Below are 16,738 nucleotides of genomic sequence, written 5' to 3' on the forward strand. Positions count from 1 at the left end.
CGAAAGGCTTTGGACCCCCGACAGTCGAACACAAGCTTGAATGATATGACATTTAAATGCACTGTATTCAGTCTAACAGAGCATTCCTGCCGACAAAGAATCCTCAAACAACTGTCAGCGAGATGTAAAATCTGCGGAATAATTCCTTATTCTATTGTCTATCTCGGTACGTTCCGCCTATAGAATTAAGTTCAGTTAAGGTTGCGTGGCGCTACTCGATGAAACGTCTGTTCTCAGAAATATTTCTGAACATAGTTGCAGGCATCATCGCGTTGAGCATCCTTGCAATTTCAGCCTACACTCTGTGGATCGACCGCTTGGACACATGGCAGGAAGCGGAACGGTCATCCCGCAACGTGCTGACCGCCATCGCGCGCGACCTCACCAGTGACCTCGAGCTGCTGGATCTGTCATTGAAGGGGGTCATGGAGGCGCGGCGCACCGTCGACTTCCAGAAACTTGCGCCCGATATTCAGTACCGGCTGCTGTTCGATCGTGCAGCCTCGGCAACCTTCATGGGATCCCTCCTGGTTGTCAACGCGGCCGGTGGTCTCTTGGCGGATGCAGGTCCGGTTATTGCACCTCGTAATCTGAACGTCGCCGACCGCGACTATTTCAAGATTCACAAAGAGAACAATCACATCGGCCTGTACGTCAGCCGCCCCTTCAAGAGCAAAATCCGAAAGGACGATTTCAGCATCGGCATCAGTCGCCGGCTCTCTCACCCCGATGGCAGCTTTGAAGGCGTGGTGATGGGGTCGATGCCCCTGTCCGACATCGATCAGCTGTTCAGAGACCTGAGCCTCGGCCAGGAGGGGACCATCAATCTCTTTCGCAGCGACGGCATCCTGCTGACCCGGCACCCCTTTGATGCAAGCCAGGTCAATCAGGATTTTGGCGGCTCCCCGCATGTGCAGCGCCTCTTGCAGGGGAAATCTGGAACCTTCGATTCCATCTCCCCCATCGATGGCGTGCGCCGCATCATCTCTTTTGAGCGGCTGGACAGGTATCCTCTCGTTCTGACGGTCGCCTTATCCGTGGACGAGATCTTTGCGACCTGGAGACGAAAGGCCCTCGTTCTGGGCCTTATCACGGCAGCGCTTTGCTCTGCTGTCGTGGGGCTGACATTTCTCTTCCAGAGCGAGTTGCGACGCCGCACGAGGGCCGAGACCAAGCTCAGAAGAATAGCCAGAACAGACGATCTATCGGGGCTGCCGAACCGCCGCGGCTTTCGGGAGGCGTTCGAGCGCGAGTGGCGTCAGGCGATTCGCGCGGGCTCATCGCTCTCGTTGCTGTATGTCGATGTCGACTGGTTCAAAAGCTTCAATGACCGGTATGGTCACGGAAGGGGCGACGAAGTGCTCCGCACGATTGCCGGTACGCTCGATGCCAATATTCGTCGTCCGCGGGATGTCGCCGCCCGTCACGGCGGTGAAGAATTCGCCGTCGTCCTCCCTGAGACCGATTTGGAGGGCGCCCGGATGATTGCCGAGAACATCCGCAAGGCCATCCTGGCACTTGGCATTGTTCATGAGGGCAGCCCATACCAGCTCGTGACAGTCAGTATCGGGGTCGCCTCGGCCAAGCCTTCACGAGGAAGCAATGGCTCATATCTGCAAGAGGCATCAGATAGAGCTCTCTACGAAGCCAAGGCAGCAGGCCGAAACTGCATTCATGAATCTGCCGCAAATGAGATCGACGCGCCTAAGCGGCAACTTCAGGATGTCACTTCCTGAGGCTGAGCCTGTCGACCACTCTTCCAAGACAGCGTTGCTAAGAAGTCCTCGGACGCTCCAGCGCAGGCTCTCAGCCTTTTAGATGTTATGGGGCACCCGAGAACTCCACCACGTCCCTGTTAAAGAGATGTAGAGTTTGCCAGAAAGTTCAGGATTGAGGAGCGTAGAAACAGCCAGCTGCGGCGGAGGTCACCCCACAATTAAAAGCGGTATCACTCTCGATCTTCGGCACCGGACACGCGTCAGCCTTATGCCTGACCATTCACAATTCGGTACTCTGCAATGGACTTGGTCGAGTGACATTCTGAATGCTGGGTCTGACCCGCTTGGCTGACGCTAGCAATTGATCGCCTCAGCCACATTTTGGACCTTATCAACACTACCGAACTACGCTGCGCGGGCAGAGGTCGTGCTCTGCCCGGCAACTACGAGGCACCTTGCCGGAACCCACTGACTTCGGAGCAGGCATATGTTGGACCGGCGGGATCCCAGGGTCGGTGCACAATCTCCCGGTTGGACGGACATTGTTCCGGCCGCACGATGTTTGCTGAGGCTCAGGCCGCACGCGCCATCTTCAGGGCGTTCGCCCACCAGACGAGTTCGTCGAGCATGGCTTTGACATTCGGCTCAAGGTGTGCAAGCTCGGTGAGGCTCTTGCCCTGCTGGAATGTGGCGATGAAATCTGCACCCTGAATGTGCACGCCCGTGCGGGTCGGAGCCATCTGTAGCTCAATCGCTATGGTGCGCAGGTGCTCGACGGCACGCGCCGCCCCAACGCTACCGTAGCCGACAACAGCAGCGGGTTTGCGGTTCCATTCGGGATACGAGAAGTCGAGGGCGTTCTTCAGCGAAGCATTGATCGAACGGTTGTACTCGGGGGTGACGAAGATGTAGCCATCGAACTCGGCCACCTTCTTCTGCCACCGCTGCCCGACCTCGTCCTCCGTCGGCACCCAGGCATTCGAGGCTTTTTCATTGAAGAAAGGCAACGGGAAGTCCCGCAGGTCGACAAGCTCGACGTCCATGTCGGACCGCTTGGAAGCGGTATCATAGATCCACTGGGCGGGCTTGATGCCGTAGCGCACGTCACGGGTGCTGCCGATGATGATCGCGATCTTGGGGATTGCCATGAAGAATTTCCTGTGGTTGCGGAACTGGTTCGGTTCTCGGGTTGCCAGATTTGATGGAAGTTTTGAGCCCGCTTCGGGCCCCTAGCGGAACACAGGAGTTGATCCTGATGCGGTGCGCCGATTGCCGGCTGCCCTCAGTCGCTCGCCCAGTTCCTCGATGCGACGCTCACCCGCCGCCAGGGCCTGCGCCGACGTATGGACCGAGTAGTAGCCGAGGTGGAGATCATGTGGATGCGGGACGGCCGATCCGAGCACGAAGGTTGTGCCAGAGCCTTCGCCCCCCTGAAGCATGATGGGGGCCTCACCCGCCTCGAAGATCGCCATGTCGCCCTTGGAGAGTTGCTCGCTGGCCAGCAGACCGCCCTTTGCCACCGCCACCCAGGCGACCGAATGGCCCGCAGGCGGCTCATAGGTCCAGCGTTCACCGGGCTTCAAGGTCACGAGCAGGTAGTTGATCCCGCCCGGTGCCCGCACGGGGCTGGCCGTCCCGCCATAGGCGCCAACGATGACGTGCGCGGGACCGGCACGCGCCATGGCGTCGGCCTCAATGTACTGGCTCTCCGGCTCCCCGTTCTCGAGTTCGGGGGGCAGCGCGACCCAAAGCTGGAACCCCTGGACCGTGGCGGATGCACCGGCCGAAAGCTCCTGGCCGTGCCAGACGCCGCCGCCGGCCCGCATCCACTCGACACCGCCATAGCCGATCGTGCCATGCCCGGCCTCGGGATCGTCGAAGGTGACATCGCCGTCGGTGAACACCGTGACGGTGGCGATGCCCGAATGGGGATGGATCGACATGCCCCTGCTCATGGCGCGCATGTCGGCCTCGAACAGGTCGAGGAACACGAACGGCTTCAGATGCTCGCCCAGGTCCGACGGGCTCATCAGGCGCACGATGGGACCGTGGCCGCGACCGCGGGTCCGGTGGACCATCTTGCGGGAGGACGGGGCGAGGGTTGGCGGGGCTGCTTCTCGAATAGCTGTTGCCGACATCGGTAATTCTCCTTCTCCGTTGCGCTCAGCGTGACCCGCCTGGGATCGATGGAGGAAGTCTCAGTGGCTGGCCGTCGGGAACCTCGATCGGCTGGAACCCTCTGGTGTCCCCAAAATCCTGGTCCGTGACCGGCGAGGGCGGGCGGGGGAACCCGATGGCGCGACCGAGCTCACTCCTATGGCATCCGGCGAGCCCAACGACGCCGAGTGAGAAATCAGAACCAGGCAGCCTTGATGGCGCCGCGATGCCTGTCGGCCTGGATAGCGGGCCGTTTCCATGCGCAGCCCCATCTCAGCGGCCCACGAGTGCCAGGATCTGGCGACGGCGCAACCAGACCACGCTGAGGGCAAGCACCAGCAGAGCGATCGCTGGAACGGCACTGCCGCCAATGACGAACTGGTGCGTGAAGACCGCTCCGACCATCGTGCAGGCCAGAACGGCCGCCCCGAAAGCCGCAGAGCCAGGGATGAGAAGCGCCATCGCTCCGATCACCTCGATGAGGCCGGTGACATAGCGAAACCACTCCCCGACGCCGATCGCTTCGAACACCTGGACCATCTGGTCCGCGCCAGAGAGTTTGGCGCCGCCAGCAGCGAGGAAGGCTGCGGCCAGCAAGAGTTGCAGCGCCCACGCAGCCCAGTCTTGCACTTTGCTTGGCAAGGGCAACGCTGTTGCGGATATTGACATCGGAAGGCTCCTTCAATGGCGTGAGGCAGGTGTGGCCCGATCTGGAGATACGCTGGCCACATGCATCGCAGAAGCCTATAATTTCAGATGAAATGTATCGGCAGGAACGATAGATGCTGGACGGGTTCTCCCTCGATCAGATCAGAATCTTCATCGCCGCGGCCGACCAGGGCAGCTTCTCGGCGGCGGGACGAAAGCTGAGGCGGGCACAATCCGTCGTCAGCCAGACCGTCGCGACGCTCGAGGCCCAGCTTGGCGTCAAGCTGTTCGACCGAACGGGGCGGCATCCGCAGTTGACGCCGCAGGGACATGCCTTGCTGGCCGATGCCCGGGCCGTGGTTGCCGGCATTGATGCCTTGAAGGCGAAGGCCAAGGGGCTTGCCCGGGGCCTTGAGCCGGAGCTCTCGATCGTGGTCGACGTCATGTATCCCATCGCGACGTTGACCGAGACGGTGACGGCCTTCCGCGATGCGTTTCCGTCGACACCATTGCGGCTTCACGTCGAGGCTTTGGGAGCCGTGGTGCAGCATGTCCAGAGTCGGGTCTGTCAGTTCGGCATCATGGGCACCCTGCCCGTCGTTCCGCCGGATTGCACCCGGCAGCCCTTGCCCGGCGTGAAACTGGTGATTGTCGCCGCTCCCTCGCATCCGCTTGCCGGCGCGACTGAGCCAATCCCCAGCTCGGAACTGGCCCGGCACGTTCAACTCGTCCTGACCGACCGGTCAACTCTCACGCAGGGCCGCGACTACGGCGTGATCGCCCAGCAGACGTGGCGTCTCGCCGATCTCGGCGCGAAGCTCGCGTTCCTGCGGGCGGGTCTGGGGTGGGGGCTCATGCCGGCATGGATGGTGGCGGAGGATCTTGCCCGTGGGAGTCTCGTCCCGGTCACGGCGCAAGAAGCTTCTCCCGGTGACATCATCATGCCGATGTACGCCATCCACCCGACGGATGAGCCTCTCGGACCGGCCGGGCAATGGTTCGTTTCATACCTCAACGGATCCTAGATCGCGCAGGCTGCGAGGTTTGGACCTCGGGTATGGGATCTGCGTGCCAGAGAGCCTGCGATGGGAAGACCGATTTCTGCCGCACTTGATTGGTTAAGCCGGTTTCAGGCGGCGCGTAATGCCACAGCCAGGGCATCCGGGTCGCCGTAGAGCATGCTCGAGTTGACAATCCCCCTGCCCTGGGCGGTGTCGGCGATCAGGGTCGGCACGCCCCGTACGCCGAAGCGGCGCATTTCGGCGCGGCCTTCCGCAATGCGGGCGCGGTTGGCGGAGAGCAACTCCTCATTCGCCGCATGAAAGCGCGCGGCGGCATCCTCCAGTCCAAGGCTGGTGAGGACATCGGCTATCACGGCCGGATCGCCGTTGTCGTGCCCATCCACATACCGTACATGCTGGATGGCCTTGAGCGCTTCGAACTCCTTGTCCGGAGCTGTCAGACGGACGGCGGTGAGCGCAAGCGTCGCTGGCCCGGAATCGACTCTCGACGTGCGGCTCTCCAGCACGTTGACGCGATAGTCTTCGGTGAAGCGCTGGCCCGAGAGTTGGGCGATCCGCTGGTCGGCTTCCCAGGCATGGGCAGCGAAACCGGCGTTCATGGGGAATGCGCCCTCGTCGGCAAAGAGCCCGGTCGGTACAAGATCGATCTTGAAGTCCTCTTGCGCCCCGAGTTTTTCCAACGTGGGTGACGCGCCGTAGCACCAGCCGCAGAGAGGATCGAACAGGTAGGTGAGCCGGCGCATCTCAATATCCCACCGTGAAGCGCTGGCGCGGATGCTTCGGGTCTTCGATCTCGTCCACCATAGCGATTGCATAATCATCAGAGGAAATGCTGCTGCCGTTGTCGGTGGTCAGGAGCTGGTCCTTGCCGAGGCGGAACTTGCCCGTGCGCTGACCCGGCAGGAATCGGGCCGAAGGCGACAGAAAGGTCCAGTCGAGGTCGTTGACGGTTTTGAGCAGGTCGAGAAATTCCGCGCCGCGCAACGCCTCCGGCTTGTACTGGGCCGGGAAATCGACCTGATCGACGAGGCGCTCCCCTGGCGCGACCTCCAGGCTGCCTGCGCCGCCGACGACGAGGAAGCGCTTCATGCCCGAGGCGCGCACGGCATCGACCAGCACGTCGAAATCCGCGTCGAGGAACCTGACCGAGCTGACCACCGCATCGTGGCCCGCAAGAAGCGCGGCAGGGCCAGACCGGTCCTTGACGTCACCCATGACGGCCGTAACACCCGGCAACGAGGGGATTTTGTCGGGGTTGCGTGCGATCGCCGTAACCTGATGTCCTCGATCGGATAGTTCCGTGAGAATGCGCGAGCCGACATTGCCGGACGCGCCGATGAGCGCGATACGTGCCATACCATTCCTTTTGGTTCGAACTGATGATCAGGTCTGCAAACTAGACCGAGAGCCTCGGTCTATGGTATGCGGACAGCCCCCGCAAGACGTCATCGTCAGGTGATCAGGTCAGCCCGGCGTGACCACAGCGTCATGGAGCGCAGGATGAACCAAGGCGACCTCGTCCCTATTCCATTCGTGTTCGAACAGCCTTGTCCGATCAGAGACGTTCTCGACCGGATCGGGGACCAATGGAGTCTGCTCATTCTCGAAGTGCTCGCGCATGGAACCATGCGCTTCAGCGAGATCGAGCGAGCGATCGGCGACATCTCCAAGCAGATGCTGTCCAAGACGCTGCGGCGCCTCGAGGAGGACGGCTTCGTGCGGCGCACCCTCTATCCGGAAGTACCGCCGCGCGTCGAATACGAGCTGACGGACCTCGGCCGCTCGTTTCTGGTGCCGATGAAGAATCTCATCGCGTGGGCAAACGCAAATCACCGTGCAATCTGCGAGGCCCGTGACGAATATGGCGCAAAGGGCGCTGGTCGGTGAGCCGCGCGCCTCTCAGCCACGCGGCGACAACGAGAGCCAGACGACGTTGCGGAACTTCAACAGCGCATCGCTGTCCTCGCCCGGCGACCAAGCTCCAAATTCCCTCGGAAGGACCATCGGCGCAGTCAAAAAACGACACGGCCACAGGAAGATCAGCCTCGCGCGGCCGGGCAAAAATCTGCAACCCCTCAACTGGTTCGTCGTCGGCCGACTCGTCGTGCCGGAAGCTTTCGCCCGCATTCATCATCAGCTCGTCGGCCGAAACGGCAGCGCGATGGCCGACGCTGTCTTCATGCACCGAGGTCCCACGCAACACGTAGCTGTGAATTCCATCGTTCTTGTGCTCGTGCATCTCCACAACCATGCCGATGCTGAGGTGGGCATGATCAATCGCGCTGAGAGGGCCGAAGGCGGGATCGGCGAATGGTTCGGCAATGACACCCGGGCGCACGCGGCGGACGCGCAAGTCATCATTCCCATGAGTTGGGCTTTGGTGGGCACGAAGGATCTGCATGACCACCCGCTCGTGACCCAACTTAGCCGCCGAGCCCCATCAGACTGGCCAGGGCATGCCCCCTTGGCGTCGTCCAGTCGGCCGCAAGTTCAGAGATGATCTGTGGCGTCGACGTGATCACCGCGCCGGCCTGCTCCATGCGGCGCAGCGCGGCGTCGTCGCCCATCTTCGTGAACGATGCCGAGGCATCGGTGACGACCTGCACCTCATAGCCCTCGTCCGGCAACTGGAGGACCGGGAACACAACGCAAACCTCGGTCGTGATCCCGGCGACCACCACCTTCCTCCGACCGGTGGCCTTGACCGCGCCGTTGAAATTCTCGTCGTGCATCGCGTTGACGATCCCGGCGCGCTTGATCCGGTCAGCGAACGCCTTTGGTGCGATTGTCTCGAACTCGGGCAGCAGCGGTCCCTGGGCCTGATCCTCCATGCTCGACGTCAGCACCAGTGGCATGTCGACGGCCGTGGCGATCTTCGCCAGTTGCAGGGCATTCTTTTTCACCTCTTCGACATCATGCGAATGCGTCCAGGATGTCGTGCCGGTTTGATGGTCGATCAGCAGCATCGCGGCGTTTTCCGGGGTAAACACATTCTTGTGCATCCAATAGACTCCTTCGGTTTTTCGGGCTCTTCGGCCCCAGGTTCCACTTCCAGGAGGGAGTGAAGGTCACGGACCCGGCTGTTTGGCGAGCCAGTCTTCAAACGTCATGATGCCGGGCTGCCGCGCCCTCAAAGCCGGGATGTCGGCGGCATAGCCGTCGGCGCCGAACCATTCGAACATTCTGCGCACGTCATAGGGGAGCGGGCGCAGCAGCAGCCTCGGAACCGGAACCGGAAGGCCGGCCGACCATCCGTGGCGCTTCAAGGCGGCGACGATTTCTGCGCGGGTCAGCTCTCGCCGGCGATCTCCTCGGCCTTTCCCATGAAGGTCGCGGGATCGGCAAAGGCGCGCGCCACCCACTTGCCGATGTCCTCAACGGCGATCATCTGAAGCGGTTTTCCCCTGGGCACATAGCTGCGCATCAACGCCATCAGCACGACCCGCATCACGGGCTTCACGAAGTTGTCCATGAAGAAGACCGACCGAACGATGGTCGAGGGCAGACCGATGCTGCGGATATGCTCTTCGATACGCCATTTGCTCTCAAAGTGAGGCACGGCGGATCGCCGGTCCGCGCCACCCACGGATGCATAGATGAAATGATCAACACCGGCTGTGAGCGCGGCATCCGCGACGGCAATGCCGCGGCGTGTCTCGAGCTTCCCGCCATGTCAGCGCTCTGGACCGAAAAGACGCCATGGGCACCCTTGAAGGCTGCCCGCATGGAAGCCGGATCGTCCATATCGGCTGCGACGACTTCAAAGCCTTTGGCGGCCAGGCGGCTGGCTGCATCCGAGGCAGGATTTCGGGAGGGGACCTTGAGCTTCCATCGGCCATCCGCGACGAGCGCGCGGACTACTGCGCCGCCCTGCTGTCCGGTGGCACCAAGGACGACAATTGTCTTCGAAGGATTGTTGTTTGGCGTGTTCATGGTATGAAAATCGCCAGTAATATTGGACTGAGCAAGTAGGATGAAAAATCAGACTAGTATGGATGATCATACTGATGAGACCTCGGCACTGGAGCCGTGCGCGCCCACGGCGGTCGAACTCAACGAGTTCCGCCGCGCCGTAAACATGATCATCGGAAGGTGGAAGATAGATATCCTGTGGGTGCTGTTGGGCGGGCCCATGCGCTTTGGCGAGTTGCGCAAGGCGCTACCGGGCATCACTCAACACATGCTCACGGCACAGCTTCGAGCGCTTGAAGCTGATCGCCTGGTCAGCCGAACGGCTTATGCGGAGATACCGCCTCGGGTGGAGTATGCGCTTACCGACAACGCCATCGCGCTCAAGCCGATTTTCCTCGCTTTGACGGAGTGGGCTCGTGTCCTGCGTGACACCAAGGAGGAAAATCAGCCGATCCGGAAAGCGTGAATTCGCAACTTGAGTGCCGCTGCTCAAGCGTCAGACCTTCGGCGGCTGCTATCTCTTTCGCATGGGTCAGCGCCTTAACTGCAGACTTCATGCGATACAATCGAACTCAATCTGTAAGAGCAAGGCAGCCTCTCGGACGGGTGAGAACACGTCCACGATCGCGTCGACGACCGTATCGACGCTTTCTCTGGAAACATCGATGTTAATGCCTGGATTAGCTCCGCCCTCGGATGACGGCTCCGGCTTATTGTCTGTTCCCATGCTCTGACGCGCCTCAACAATACGGTAGAAATGAAGTTCGACCTATTGTCCCACAAGCGCCGTCCTAAGCTGGTCAGCGTTATCCGCAGATAAGCTGCTGCAAAAGCCCTGACAAATGCCAGGCTAAACCCTTGATACTCTTGACAAAAAGAGAATGGCGGAGACGGAGGGATTCGAACCCTCGATACCCTTTTGGGGTATGCTCATTTAGCAAACGAGTGCCTTCAGCCTCTCGGCCACGTCTCCGTTCGCGATCTGCGGGGTGGTAACCCTGCTTCGCACAGGTGGCGCAATAGACGCGAACAGCCGCCCTTCGTCAAGGCCAAAAGCGTCCCAAGGCCGTGCAAAACCGATCTTGAAACTGGGTCCTCAGCCGTCCCCTGTGATACGAGGTGGCACAGACAACAAGAGAGGAGCCCCAAGTGGCAGACATCAAGCGAGTTGGCGTTGCCGCCCGTTACAGCGATCTCGTGATTCACGGCAACACAGCCTATTTCTCCGGCTATGTGCCCGAGGAGAGCCTGGGGCGGTCGGTGACCGAGCAAACCCGAGACGTTCTGGCGCAGATCGAGCAGTCGCTGACCGAGATCGGCAGCGACAAGACCAAGCTCCTGCAGGCCACGATCTGGCTGACCGATATGGCCTCTTACGACGAGATGAATTCGGTCTGGGATGCCTGGGTGGCTCCGGGACACACACCTGCGCGGGCCTGTGTCCAGGCTCGTCTTGCTGATCCGGATTATGCCCTGGAGATCCAGGTCATCGCTGCGCTTTGAGCCACCGCAGGGGCGCTCAGGCCGGTTCGACCTTGTTCGCCTTGGCCTGGGCGTTCAGACGCTTTCTCTCATAGTGTTTCGCCAGACGAAGGTGGCGCCAGATGGCGTAGTTCATGGCGATGAGAAAGCCATAGGTGCCCCGCAGGAAGTGAAGGCGCCCGAAATAGGCTTTGATGAAGGCTGCAGGGAACTCGGCATAGACCCGCCAAATCGGAATGGAGACCCCCCTCACCTCAAGATCGATGGCCAGCTGATCGGTATACGCGTTCAGCTTCGCGATTTGGTCGCCGAGCGACCGGATCGACCGATGGTGAACCAGCCCCTTGAGCTTTCCAACCTTCGTCCCCGGCTTCAAATCCACCCGGTCATGGACCAAGGAGGACGAATAGCGGCCGGCATCCCTGCGATAAAGCCGTACCGGTCCGATGCGATAGGCAAAAAGGTGCGGCTCCGCCTCGCCGGGGTAGGTCTCCGCGATCCGAACGCCGTAGGCTTGGCATGGCGGTTCCCCGTGGGCAAAAAGCGCTTTGACTTCCTCGTGTAGGGCGGGCGAAAGCTCCTCGTCCGCATCGAGATTGAGAAGCCATTCGTGACGGCACTGATCCTCGCCGAAGCGCTTCTGCGGGCCGTACCCGGACCACGGATTGAAGATCACACGAGCGCCGAGTTCCTCTGCTACGGCTTGGGTGCCGTCTGTCGAGCCTGAATCGATAACGATCAGATCATCCGTCAGGTCTCGAACGGCCTGGATAGTCGCTCCGATCCGGTCGGCCTCGTCCTTGGCAATGATGAAGACGGAGATTGGAACCATAACAATGGGACTTAGCGCATCGTGCGGAAAAGTGGACCCGGCTCTCCGCTCTAGACGAGGCGCTTCTTTAAGAAGGGAGCATCGGACCCAAAGGTGCAAGTCCACTTTTCTCGTCCGATGCTTCAGCCTCCTCATCAAGGGGAACAAGAGGGCCAAGCCCTTAACCCTGGCCTTACCCGTCCCCTTTGATTTCAAGCTGCGTGCCTCAACCCCTCCGCCTTCATTGCCTTGTGGACCATGGGACGGTTCGAAACATTCTGCATGAAAGCCTGAACGGCGCCGTATTCCGACAGGTCGATTCTGTGGAATCGAGCCCAGTTCAGGATGGTGAAACAATAGGCATCCGCTACCGTGGATTCATCGCCCACGAGATAGGAGAGCCGGCGCCGAAGATATTGGACGGCAAGGCGGCGGGCAGCATCGGGCATGAGGCCGTCCGACAAGGGATCGAACCACTTGTGGAGCTCGGTGCCGATGAAGCCCACCCATTCCTGAACCCGGTAGCGCTCCATCGAACCCGTTTTCGGTAAGAGGCGACGATCCGGTGCACATTCGGCGAGGTGTTCCAGAATGGCGGAAACCTCCGTCAGCACCTCTCCATCCTGCAGGGCGAGCGCAGGTACGCCGCCTTTAGGATTGATTCTGCCGAAGCGCCCCCTGAGGCGGTCGTCTGCGTGTTTAGATCAACCCGATCGAACTCGATCTCAAGACCAGCTTCATAGGCCACGATGTGAGGCGCAAGCGAGCATGCGCTAGGGCTGTGATAGAGCTTCACCATCGAAATCCTTCATTCCCGGCCCCAGCGGGAAATCGAATATCAAACTCAATGCAATGTCATGATAGTGCATCAGATGAGCCGAACTTCAAGGCGTGACCGCCAATCTTCGGGTATCGGCTCAATCCGGTATCGGATTTTGGCCTGAAGAGAGGAGTTCACCCTCGGGCGCATGCCGATGGACTGAGCCCGTGGCTTTCGCATGGCTGCGCACGCGCAGCTCGGCGAGCAGCGGGAAGTGATCGGACGCCACGCGCGTCAGCGTGTTCCGCACCGGCGCGGCATTCATCACCTCTACCGACCTGGTGACGAACACGTGGTCGAGGCGCAGCACTGGCGCACGCGTATGGAAGGTCGGCTGAGGCTCGCCATGGGAGTTGGAGAGCTGCGCATCCCTTAAGCGATTGGCGATCATGCGGTAGGAGCGCGAATAAGGCGGCGCGTTGAAATCACCGAGCAGAATCGCGGGGTCGGCGCATTCCGGGTGGCCCATCCAGTCAGGCCCCACGAGCGCTGAGGCCTGCGCCCGTCGTTCGCCAGAGCGAAGCGACAGGTGGGCGTTGATGACATTCACCTTGTGCCCATCAATCTCCGTACACACCCAAAGAGCGCTGCGTTTCTCGAAGGACGGCTTCGTCGATTGCGTCGGCAGGCGGCCCGATTTTACGAGATAGGCGGGATGCTTGGTGAGAACTGCAATGCCGTATTGCTCGCCTAAGATACGGATCGTGGGCTGGAAATGGAGGTCCATGCCGAGTGTGTCCGCGACAGTTGCGGCTTGATCGATCTCCCCAGTCTGGGCGCGCCCGACCCGCACCTCCTGGAGCGCGACGATATCGGCCTCGCAGGCCGCAATGACCTCGGCGATCCGTGTCGGCGAGATTTTTCGGTCGGTGCCCAGCCAGCGGTGAACGTTATAGGTGAGGATCCGAAAAGGGCGCCCGTGTTTATCGCTGTGCGTCAAAGGTCAGTACCGGCTCCAAGAATGGTGACAATGAACATGCATGGGCTTCAAACGCAGCATGCGGTGACGTCTCGATTCGCGACCTATGGTGCAAACGTGTCGGATCAATGACCCATCATCGATCAGAGTTCCGGACAAACGCAACCGTAAAAGGCGTCTTGACCCTCCCATGATTGGAAGGTTTACACCCTGACCCCATATGATGAATCAGGAGATTCAAGATGGCTGCCACCAACCGTTCCGCTGCAGCGGAGAGCTTCGACATTCCGGTCCAGGGGATGAGCTGCGCCTCCTGCGTCGGGCGCGTCGAAAAGGCAATCAAGTCGGTCGAGGGCGTCACCGCCGCCAATGTGAACCTGGCGACGGAGCGGGCGCATGTGTCCTTCGCCCCTGAGAAGGCCAATCCCCAGGCGGTCGCCGAGGCCATCCGGGCGGCGGGCTATGAACCTTCCGAGAGCCATGTGGACCTGAAGATCGAGGGTATGACCTGCGCCTCCTGCGTAGCGCGGGTGGAGAAGGCGCTCGAGCGCGTGCCAGGCGTTGTCGAGGCCCATGTGAACCTCGCCACCGAGCGCGCCTCCGTGCGGTACCTTGGCGGCGCGGACGTCATCGGTCGGATGATCGCGGCCGTCAATGCCACCGGCTATGAGGCGAAGGAAATCCGCCAGGATGCCGATCAGACAGATCGGGAGCGCGCTGCCCGCGAGGCCGAGATTGCAGCCTTGAGGCGCTCGCTCACGGTGGCCGCCATCCTCACCCTGCCCGTCTTCGTGGTCGAGATGGGCTCTCACTTCATCCCCGCGATCCATGATTGGGTGATGAGCATCCTCGGCCATCAGACCAGCTGGTATCTGCAATTCGCCCTGACTTCGCTCGTGCTGTTCGGGCCCGGCCTGCGCTTCTTCAGGAAGGGTGTTCCAGCCCTTTTGCGCTGGGCCCCCGACATGAATTCCCTCGTGGTGCTCGGCACGAGCGCGGCCTATGCCTATTCTGTCGTGGCGACCTTCCTGCCGGGGGTGCTGCCTGCCGAAATGGCCAATGTCTATTACGAGGCGGCCGCCGTGATCGTGACGCTGATCCTGCTCGGCCGCTTTCTCGAGGCGAAGGCCAAGGGCCGCACATCGGAAGCGATCAAGCGTCTTATCGGCCTCGCCCCGAAAACCGCGCGGGTGATCCGCAACGGCGAGGCACGGGAGATCCCGCTCGATCAGGTGCTGATCGGCGACATCGTGCAGGTCCGTCCCGGCGAGAAGGTGCCGGTCGATGGCGAGGTGGTCGAGGGCTCTTCCTTCGTCGACGAATCCATGATCACGGGCGAGCCTGTGCCCGTGCAGAAGGCTCAAGGTTCGGAGGTTGTCGGCGGCACGATCAACAAGACAGGCGGCTTCACCTTCCGCGCAACCCGGATCGGCGCCGACACGGTTCTGGCTCAGATCATCCGCATGGTCGAACAGGCGCAGGGTTCGAAGCTTCCGATCCAGGCCATGGTCGACAGGATCACCGCATGGTTCGTGCCAGCCGTGATGGCGGCAGCGGCGCTGACCTTCCTGATCTGGCTGATCTTCGGCCCCGATCCTGCAATGACCTTCGCGCTTGTGAATGCGGTGGCCGTGCTCATCATCGCCTGCCCCTGCGCCATGGGATTGGCGACGCCGACATCGATCATGGTCGGGACCGGACGCGCAGCGGAACTCGGCGTGCTATTCCGCCAGGGCGAAGCGCTGCAAAGCCTGAAGGAGATCGGCGTCGTCGCGCTCGACAAGACCGGCACGCTTACCAAGGGCCGCCCGGATCTCACCGACTTCGTCACCGCGAACGGTTTCATCGAGACTGACGCCCTGAGGCTCGTCGCGGCCGTCGAGGCGCGCTCGGAACATCCAATTGCGCAGGCCATCGTCGCGGCAGCGGAGCGCCAGAGCATCACTCTGCCTGCGACCGACAGCTTCGAAGCCGTGCCAGGCTTCGGCGTCTCCGCCACGGTCAAAGGGCGAAAGGTCGATGTGGGTGCGGACCGCTTCATGCAGAAGCTCGGGCTCGACGTGGCCGTGTTCGCCGATACGGCGGCCCGCCTCGGCTCCGAAGGCAAGAGCCCGCTTTACGCAGCGATTGACGGCAGGCTCGCCGCCATCATCGCCGTTGCCGACCCGATCAAGGATTCGACGCCGGAAGCGATTGCTGCCCTGCATGCTCTGGGCCTGAAAGTGGCGATGATCACCGGCGACAACCGCAAGACGGCGGAAGCCATCGCGCGGCGCATCGGCATCGACGAGGTGGTCGCGGAAGTGCTGCCCGAAGGCAAGGTCGAGGTGGTGAAGCGCCTGCGCCAAACCCATGGCCGTATCGCCTTCGTCGGCGACGGCATCAACGATGCACCTGCACTCGCTGAAGCCGATATCGGCATCGCCATCGGAACGGGCACGGACATTGCGATCGAAAGCGCCGATGTGGTGCTCATGTCCGGCGACGTGCGCGGTGTGGTGAATGCGATTGGCCTGTCGAAGGCAACGATCCGCAATATCGGTGAGAACCTGTTCTGGGCCTTCGCCTATAACGTAGTGCTGATCCCGGTCGCAGCGGGTGCGCTCTATCCTGTCAACGGCACCCTGCTCTCACCCATCGTGGCAGCAGCGGCAATGGCGCTCTCCAGCGTGTTCGTCGTCGGCAACGCGCTTCGTCTTCGCCGCTTCGAGGCTCCCATCGAGGCACGGCAGGAGATTGCTCCTGCCGCCCTAACCGTGGAAGGTGTGGCATGAATATCGGACAGGCCGCTTCCGCCTCCGGCGTTTCCGCCAAGATGATCCGCTACTACGAGTCCATCGGGCTCATCCCGAAGACCGTGCGTACGGAATCCGGATACCGAGTCTATTCGCACCACGACGTGCACACGTTGCGCTTCATTCGACGTGCACGAGATCTCGGATTCTCGGTCGAGCAGATCGCCGATCTCGTCTCACTCTGGCGCGATCGCGAGCGCGCCAGCAAGGACGTGAAGGCGATTGCGCTCGACCATGTGCACGTGCTCGAGCGCAAGATCCGTGAGCTGCAGGAAATGGCCTTGACCCTCAAGCACCTGGCAGACCATTGTCACGGAGATTCGCGTCCCCACTGCCCGATCCTTGAGGAACTTGCGAGCGAAGATCCCCTGCCCGTTCACGTCAAGACGGATGCGAAGTTCGGTGCGCTGGGTAAGGCTTAGGGGAATAAAGAGAGTCGAGCGTCCGCTGCTCG

General features: G+C 61.3%; 18 protein-coding genes, 1 tRNA gene and 2 pseudogenes. 7 read left to right on the plus strand and 14 right to left on the minus strand.

Annotated elements, in window-relative coordinates:
- Positions 1–218: 218 nt before the first annotated feature.
- The gene (locus tag AA309_RS12675) at positions 219–1,736 is read left to right on the plus strand and encodes a sensor domain-containing diguanylate cyclase (protein WP_047189384.1); all 1,518 of its coding nucleotides are present in this window, start codon (positions 219–221) and stop codon (positions 1,734–1,736) included.
- A 554-nt stretch (positions 1,737–2,290) separates the two neighbouring features.
- Here AA309_RS12675 and AA309_RS12680 read toward each other — a convergent pair.
- The 3 genes from AA309_RS12680 to AA309_RS12690 form a co-directional block, all read right to left on the minus strand.
- Entirely contained in the window at positions 2,291–2,866 is a 576-nt protein-coding gene (locus tag AA309_RS12680) for an NADPH-dependent FMN reductase (RefSeq protein ID WP_047189385.1), read from the minus strand.
- 81 nt (positions 2,867–2,947) lie between these two features.
- Positions 2,948–3,856 carry a pirin family protein gene (locus AA309_RS12685; protein ID WP_047189386.1) on the minus strand — a complete coding sequence of 303 codons (909 nt, stop codon included), beginning with the start codon at positions 3,854–3,856 and terminating at the stop codon, positions 2,948–2,950.
- A gap of 292 nt (positions 3,857–4,148) precedes the next feature.
- The gene (locus tag AA309_RS12690; protein WP_047189387.1) at positions 4,149–4,544 is read right to left on the minus strand and encodes a DoxX family protein; all 396 of its coding nucleotides are present in this window, start codon (positions 4,542–4,544) and stop codon (positions 4,149–4,151) included.
- Positions 4,545–4,657: 113 nt separating this feature from the next.
- Here AA309_RS12690 and AA309_RS12695 point away from each other — a divergent pair, with 113 nt between their 5' ends.
- Positions 4,658–5,548 carry a LysR family transcriptional regulator gene (locus AA309_RS12695; RefSeq protein ID WP_047189388.1) on the plus strand — a complete coding sequence of 297 codons (891 nt, stop codon included), beginning with the start codon at positions 4,658–4,660 and terminating at the stop codon, positions 5,546–5,548.
- A 104-nt stretch (positions 5,549–5,652) separates the two neighbouring features.
- Here AA309_RS12695 and AA309_RS12700 read toward each other — a convergent pair whose 3' ends face one another.
- Together AA309_RS12700 and AA309_RS12705 are read right to left on the minus strand one after the other, a co-directional pair.
- Positions 5,653–6,288, minus strand: a complete 636-nt coding sequence (locus AA309_RS12700) for a DsbA family protein (RefSeq protein WP_047189389.1) — start codon at positions 6,286–6,288, stop codon at positions 5,653–5,655.
- Position 6,289: 1 nt separating this feature from the next.
- Positions 6,290–6,901, minus strand: a complete 612-nt coding sequence (locus AA309_RS12705) for an NAD(P)-dependent oxidoreductase (RefSeq protein ID WP_047189390.1) — start codon at positions 6,899–6,901, stop codon at positions 6,290–6,292.
- Between the two features lie 144 nt (positions 6,902–7,045).
- Between AA309_RS12705 and AA309_RS12710 the strand changes: the two genes are divergently transcribed.
- Positions 7,046–7,432: a winged helix-turn-helix transcriptional regulator gene (locus tag AA309_RS12710; RefSeq protein WP_200901984.1), complete on the plus strand. Its 387-nt coding sequence runs from the start codon at positions 7,046–7,048 to the stop codon at positions 7,430–7,432.
- On the opposite strand, the gene AA309_RS33065 is transcribed toward AA309_RS12710, so the two are convergent.
- The 5 genes and pseudogenes from AA309_RS33065 to AA309_RS37660 all read right to left on the minus strand — a co-directional run.
- Positions 7,353–7,946 (minus strand): pirin family protein, encoded by a 594-nt coding sequence (locus AA309_RS33065; RefSeq protein WP_084731179.1) that lies wholly within the window; start codon positions 7,944–7,946, stop codon positions 7,353–7,355. The two genes, AA309_RS12710 and AA309_RS33065, sit on opposite strands and share 80 nt — an antisense overlap.
- Before the next feature lie 22 nt (positions 7,947–7,968).
- Complete coding sequence (locus AA309_RS12720; protein WP_047189393.1) at positions 7,969–8,547, minus strand: isochorismatase family protein; 579 nt, start codon at positions 8,545–8,547, stop codon at positions 7,969–7,971.
- A 66-nt stretch (positions 8,548–8,613) separates the two neighbouring features.
- On the minus strand, positions 8,614–8,811 hold the full coding sequence (locus AA309_RS12725; RefSeq protein WP_047189394.1) for a hypothetical protein: 198 nt from the start codon (positions 8,809–8,811) through the stop codon (positions 8,614–8,616).
- 23 nt (positions 8,812–8,834) lie between these two features.
- Positions 8,835–9,194: pseudogene (locus AA309_RS37215) on the minus strand (NmrA family NAD(P)-binding protein); the annotation flags it as partial.
- A 65-nt stretch (positions 9,195–9,259) separates the two neighbouring features.
- Positions 9,260–9,478, minus strand: a pseudogene (locus AA309_RS37660) (NmrA family NAD(P)-binding protein); the annotation flags it as partial.
- A gap of 58 nt (positions 9,479–9,536) precedes the next feature.
- Between AA309_RS37660 and AA309_RS12735 the strand changes: the two are divergent.
- Positions 9,537–9,923 carry a winged helix-turn-helix transcriptional regulator gene (locus AA309_RS12735; RefSeq protein ID WP_047189593.1) on the plus strand — a complete coding sequence of 129 codons (387 nt, stop codon included), beginning with the start codon at positions 9,537–9,539 and terminating at the stop codon, positions 9,921–9,923.
- A gap of 416 nt (positions 9,924–10,339) precedes the next feature.
- On the opposite strand, the gene AA309_RS12740 is transcribed toward AA309_RS12735, so the two are convergent.
- Positions 10,340–10,430 (minus strand) — tRNA-Ser (locus tag AA309_RS12740).
- 176 nt (positions 10,431–10,606) lie between these two features.
- On the opposite strand from AA309_RS12740, the gene AA309_RS12745 reads away from it, so the two are divergent.
- The gene (locus AA309_RS12745) at positions 10,607–10,960 is read left to right on the plus strand and encodes a RidA family protein (protein ID WP_047189395.1); all 354 of its coding nucleotides are present in this window, start codon (positions 10,607–10,609) and stop codon (positions 10,958–10,960) included.
- Positions 10,961–10,976: 16 nt separating this feature from the next.
- Here the strand turns inward: AA309_RS12745 and AA309_RS12750 are convergent, their stop codons facing one another.
- The 3 genes from AA309_RS12750 to AA309_RS12760 form a co-directional block, all read right to left on the minus strand.
- A complete protein-coding gene (locus tag AA309_RS12750; RefSeq protein WP_150117552.1) occupies positions 10,977–11,777 on the minus strand; it encodes a glycosyltransferase family 2 protein in 801 nt (266 codons plus the stop codon).
- 185 nt (positions 11,778–11,962) lie between these two features.
- Positions 11,963–12,412 carry a glutathione binding-like protein gene (locus tag AA309_RS12755; RefSeq protein WP_425286879.1) on the minus strand — a complete coding sequence of 150 codons (450 nt, stop codon included), beginning with the start codon at positions 12,410–12,412 and terminating at the stop codon, positions 11,963–11,965.
- 255 nt (positions 12,413–12,667) lie between these two features.
- The gene (locus tag AA309_RS12760; protein ID WP_047189397.1) at positions 12,668–13,510 is read right to left on the minus strand and encodes an endonuclease/exonuclease/phosphatase family protein; all 843 of its coding nucleotides are present in this window, start codon (positions 13,508–13,510) and stop codon (positions 12,668–12,670) included.
- Between the two features lie 221 nt (positions 13,511–13,731).
- On the opposite strand from AA309_RS12760, the gene AA309_RS12765 reads away from it, so the two are divergent.
- Together AA309_RS12765 and cueR are read left to right on the plus strand one after the other, a co-directional pair.
- Positions 13,732–16,263: a heavy metal translocating P-type ATPase gene (locus AA309_RS12765; protein ID WP_047189398.1), complete on the plus strand. Its 2,532-nt coding sequence runs from the start codon at positions 13,732–13,734 to the stop codon at positions 16,261–16,263.
- On the plus strand, positions 16,260–16,706 hold the full coding sequence (cueR, locus tag AA309_RS12770) for a Cu(I)-responsive transcriptional regulator (RefSeq protein ID WP_047189399.1): 447 nt from the start codon (positions 16,260–16,262) through the stop codon (positions 16,704–16,706). The genes AA309_RS12765 and cueR overlap by 4 nt, the downstream gene beginning before the upstream one ends.
- Positions 16,707–16,738 lie beyond the last annotated feature (32 nt).

Source organism: Microvirga vignae, from assembly GCF_001017175.1.
Taxonomy (GTDB): Bacteria; Pseudomonadota; Alphaproteobacteria; order Rhizobiales; family Beijerinckiaceae; genus Microvirga; species Microvirga vignae.